The sequence below is a fragment of the Aquabacterium sp. UBA2148 genome, assembly GCF_002328915.1.
Classification (GTDB): Bacteria; Pseudomonadota; Gammaproteobacteria; order Burkholderiales; family Burkholderiaceae_C; genus Aquabacterium; species Aquabacterium parvum.
On sequence record NZ_DCXA01000103.1, the window covers coordinates 672 to 4,772 of the forward strand.

The following is a 4,101-nucleotide window of genomic DNA, read 5'->3' on the forward strand; positions in this document are numbered from 1 at the left end:
ATCAAGCGCCAGCCTGCCAATCGAGCCTTGACGTGGTGGGTGACGGCGTTCGTCATCCCCATGCAGGGGTGCTCGACCAGGTGAAAGGCCGCCCATGCCAGGGCGATGAGCACGGGGGTCAAGGCCGTGAGCCACCCCCAGTGTTGGGCGACCGTGAGCGTTGCGGCCTGATCCGATCCGATCAGGAAATGCACCGAGCCGTACAAGATCAGGCCGTGCAGCAGGTAGATGCCGTAGGCCAGGTCCCCGAGTGCGCGCGAGGTGCGCGAAACCAGGGCGCCGAACAGCGTGTTGCCAGCAGCGACCAGCGTGAAGGCGATGGCGAGCGCCAACATCGGCCGCCACTCGCGGACCTGGTGCGTGGCAAGCAATGCCACGGCCAGCGCAACCCCCGCGCCCACCGACCCCATGCGACTGCGGGCCAGTTGTTGGACCCCGGCTTGCTGGCTGACCCAGGCCGACAGGCCCCCGATGGCGAACGCCCGGAGCATCCACGCGTCCTTGTGGTGGGCCCAGATGGCCCAGGCAGCCAGGAATGTCGCTGCCGCCATCCACCAGCGGGTGTCGCGCCTGAGCAGCAAGGCCAGGGTGGGCAGCAGCAGGTAGAACATCCACTCCAGCGGCAGCGACCAGGTCACGCCCGAGGTCATCAGGTTGGTTTGTTCGACGCCGTTGAGGTCGGCTGCACCGCCGATGGTGAAGAAGAACCAGTGCAGCAAAGCGCGAGCGAGCGTCGGCAGGCTGGTTTGCAAGGTCCAGTCGGTGAGCGCGCCGCACAGGGTCACCACCCCAAGCACCGCGATCAGGTAGAGCGGCGTCAGCCGCATCACGCGCGAGACGTAAAGCCGTGTCCAGTCGATCGCTTGGCCTCGCTTGTCGAGCAACTTCCCGACGAAGAGGAAGGCGGTGATCATGAAGAACAGCGACACGCTGGCCTGCCCCAACTGGTTGAACAGGTTGGTGGACGGGGCCTCCCATCGCCCGGTTCTCAGGTAGCCGTGCCAGATGACGCCGTGGTGCAGGAACACCGCCAAGGCCAGGTGGCCCCGAAGCCCGTCGATGCTGGCGTTTCGGCCTGGCTGGGCGGGTTCAGGCGTGCGCCACAACTTGCCCAGGACCCAGATGCTGAGCCAGGCCAGCAAGCAGGGCCCGATCAACCAGGCCGGGTGCTGCTCGCTCATTCGCGGCGCAGGGCCGGGAACAGGATGACGTCGCGGATGTTGGGCGCGTCGGTCAGCAGCATCATCAGGCGGTCGATGCCGATGCCGCAGCCGCCGGTCGGGGGCAGGCCGTACTCGAGCGCGCGGATGTAGTCGGCGTCGAAGTACATGGCTTCTTCGTCGCCGGCGTCCTTGGCGCTGGCTTGCGCGGCGAAGCGGGCGGCCTGCTCCTCGGGGTCGTTGAGCTCGGAAAAGCCATTGCCGTATTCGCGGCCGGTGATGAACAGCTCGAAGCGCTCGGTGATGCCGGGGTTGGCGTCGGAGGCGCGCGCCAGCGGGCTGACTTCAACAGGGTAGTCGATGATGAAGGTCGGCTGCCAGAGCTTTTCTTCCACGGCGGCTTCGAACAGGCCGAACTGCAGCTCGGCCAGGCTCCAGCGGGCCGGCGGCTCTTCGCCCAGCTGCTTGAGCTTGGCGTGCAGCACGGCGGCGTCATCGGCTTCGGCCGGGGTCAGGCCGGCGTGCTTGACCAGCGAGTCGCGCACCGTCAGGCGCTCGAAGGGCGATTCGAGATCGACGTCCTTGCCGCCGTAAGTGAGCTTGGCCGTGCCGACGGCGGCCATCGCCGCGTGGCGCAGGATGCTCTCGGTGAAGTCCATCAGGTCGCGGTGGTTCCACCAGGCCGCGTAGAACTCCATCATCGTGAACTCGGGGTTGTGCCTGACTGACACGCCCTCGTTGCGGAAGTTGCGGTTGATTTCGAACACGCGCTCGAAGCCGCCGACCACCAGGCGCTTGAGGTAGAGCTCAGGCGCGATGCGCAGGAACATCTCCTGGTCCAGCGCGTTGTGGTGGGTGGTGAAGGGCTTGGCGTTGGCGCCGCCAGGGATGGGGTGCATCATGGGCGTTTCGACTTCCAGGAAGCCGTTGTCGACCATGAAGGCGCGGATGGAGGCGATGGCCTTGCTGCGGGCGATGAAGCGCGAGCGCGAGTGCTCGTCGACGATCAGGTCGACGTAGCGCTGGCGGTACTTCTGCTCCTGGTCGGTCATGCCGTGGAACTTGTCGGGCAACGGGCGCAGGGCCTTGGTCAGCAGGCGGATGCCGGTGACCTTGATGGAGAGCTCGCCCGTCTTGGTCTTGAACAGCGTGCCTTCGGCGCCCAGGATGTCGCCCAGGTCCCAGTGCTTGAAGGCGTTCAGGGTTTCAGCGCCGACGTTGTCGAGCGTGACGTAGACCTGGATGCGGCCGGTGGCGTCCTGCAGGGTGCCAAAGCAGGCCTTGCCCATGACGCGCTTGAGCATCAGGCGACCACCGACGATGGCCTTGACCGCCTGGGCTTCGAGGGCCTCGGGCTCGGTGCCGTCGTGGGCGGCGTGCAGGGCTGCAGCGCGGTCGGCGGGCTTGAAGTCGTTGGGGAAAGCCACGCCCTGGGCCCGGATGGCGGCCAGTTTCTCGCGGCGCTCGGCCACCAGTTTGTTGGTGTCGACCTGAGGCTCGGTGGAAACGGCGTCGGGGTTGGCGCCGGCTTGGGCGGGGTGTTGGGGCGTGGTCATGTGCTGGCTCGGGTGGGGGGCGCTGCCGAAAACCGGTGTCACCGGTCTCGCGCCCCGAACCCGCTATTGTACGAACTTGCCGTCCCCTCGGGGCGGGGCCCGGCTGGTGCTCGCGCGGCAGGGCTGATCACGCCGACGCGCAACCTGTGCGCAGGTCCATTTCGTGGGTCCAGGCCGAGGGGCCCTGGTCGTGCAGCAGCCAGCATGCCTGGGCGATGGCATCTGGGTGGGTGTCGCCGGCGAGTGGGGAATCCATCACCACGTGCGCCACATGCACACGCTGCGGCCCGAAGGCGCGGGCCATGGACTGGCTGAGCGCGCGCAGGCCCGCGCTGGCCACCGCCTGGCTGGCGCTGAAGGCGCTGGGGTCAAGGCGTCGCACGGCCTGCGCGTCGGTGACGCCAGCGTGGTGCCCGAGGTAGATCAGCGTGCCGTGTCGCTGGGGGCGCATCGCACGGATCGCCGCTTGCCCGACACGCAGGCCGGCCAGGCAATGGCTGGCCCAAGCGGCCTGCCAGGCCGAGGCCGGGGTGTGCAGCGCGGATCCGCCTGGCGCGGGGTCGCCTGCGAAGACCACGAGGCTGAGCGGTCGCCCGGGTGGGCGGCGCGTGGCGAGCAGGGCATCGGGGTCGGGCACGTGTGCGTCGTGGTGTTCGAAGGCCATGCCTCGGGCCTGGGCTTGGTCTCGCAGCAAGTCGGCCAGGGCCAGGGCGCCAGGTGGGGCGAACAGGCAGACGCGGCCGTGGGCAGGGGCATCAGCGGGTGCGGTGTGGGGTGGGCTCGGCATGGTCAGAACGGCTCCTGATGGGGGCGCAGGTCGATTTCATGGGTCCAGGCCCCCGGGGGCTGTTGGTGGAGGGCCCAGTAGCTGCGGGCCACTTCTTGAGGTGCCAGGCGCCCATCGCGCTTGAGCAACCAGCTGAGCAGGGCACCGAGGCCGAAGAAGGCTTGCCGTGCCCGATCGCCCTTGACCACGCCGTCGATGACGACGTGCGCCACGTGCACACCCTGAGGTGCGAGCTCGTGTGCCAGGCAGGCGGTGAAGGCCCTGAGCGAGGCCTTGGCAGAGGCGAAGGCGGCAAACAGCGGTTTGCCCCGCATGGAGGCGGAGGCCCCGGTCACCAGGATGCTGCCCCGACCCCTGCGCACCATGCGTTGGCCGGCGGCCTGGGCGCACAAGATGCCGGCCAGCGCTGTCACGCGCCAATTGCCTTCGAAAAAGCGCGTCGAGGTGCTCAGAAGGAGGCGCGGCATGTTGAGGTAAGCGGCGTTGAAGGCCACGAACTCGGGCACGTGTCCGGAAGCGTCGATGGCTGTGAACAGCGCATCGATGGCGTGTGGCTCGCCGAGGTCGCAAGCGTGCACGTGCGCGACCCCACCGGCTT

General features: G+C 68.3%; 4 protein-coding genes. All 4 read right to left on the minus strand.

Annotated features, from left to right (window positions below; genetic code table 11):
• On the minus strand, positions 1-1,181 hold a 1,181-nt coding region (locus B2W70_RS05575; RefSeq protein WP_286743670.1), incomplete at its 3' end, for an acyltransferase family protein.
• On the minus strand, positions 1,178-2,716 hold the full coding sequence (gene lysS / locus B2W70_RS05580; protein ID WP_058086687.1) for a lysine--tRNA ligase: 1,539 nt from the start codon (positions 2,714-2,716) through the stop codon (positions 1,178-1,180). The genes lysS and B2W70_RS05575, both read right to left, overlap by 4 nt.
• Positions 2,717-2,843: 127 nt before the next feature.
• A complete protein-coding gene (locus B2W70_RS05585) occupies positions 2,844-3,503 on the minus strand; it encodes a hypothetical protein (RefSeq protein ID WP_058086688.1) in 660 nt (219 codons plus the stop codon).
• A 2-nt stretch (positions 3,504-3,505) separates the two neighbouring features.
• A partial coding sequence (locus B2W70_RS05590) for an SDR family oxidoreductase (protein ID WP_286743673.1) occupies positions 3,506-4,101 on the minus strand: 596 nt, incomplete at its 5' end.